The organism is Blautia sp. CAG:257 (assembly GCF_000433815.1).
Lineage (GTDB): Bacteria > Bacillota > Clostridia > Lachnospirales > Lachnospiraceae > Blautia_A > Blautia_A caecimuris.
In genome coordinates this window covers 25066-25352 of record NZ_HF999097.1, presented here as the reverse complement: position 1 = coordinate 25352, position 287 = coordinate 25066, and the positions used below count along the sequence as shown (strand labels likewise).

Annotated in this window: 1 protein-coding gene; it reads right to left on the bottom strand. The window is 43.6% G+C overall.

Features of this window, described 5'->3' with window-relative positions; translation table 11 throughout:
- Positions 1 to 99: 99 nt before the first annotated feature.
- Positions 100 to 287, bottom strand: a 188-nt coding sequence (locus QVP40_RS11510) for a GH32 C-terminal domain-containing protein (RefSeq protein WP_288200531.1), incomplete at its 5' end; no start/stop codon positions are given.

Sequence of the window (287 nt, the reverse complement as noted above, 5' to 3'; positions counted from 1 at the left end):
CGTATACAGAAAGAGCGCCGTACGGCAATCCATTGAAATAAAATTATTTCTCCAAATGCCGTCTGAAGCGCTCTTCTGTTGGGTATTATCTATATTCAGTTAAAAAGAAAGAGTGTATTTTTCTACGGAAATTTCCGCTTCTCCCTCTGCCGCAAAGGTAATTCCCTCCGCATTCTGAGGAGTATAAAGGGTAAAACTGGCTGTCTGCCTTCCGTCATTGATAAAAATTTCCAGGCTGAACCGGTCCATCAGACAGCGAAGTGTTATCATACCGTCCACCGGTTCCA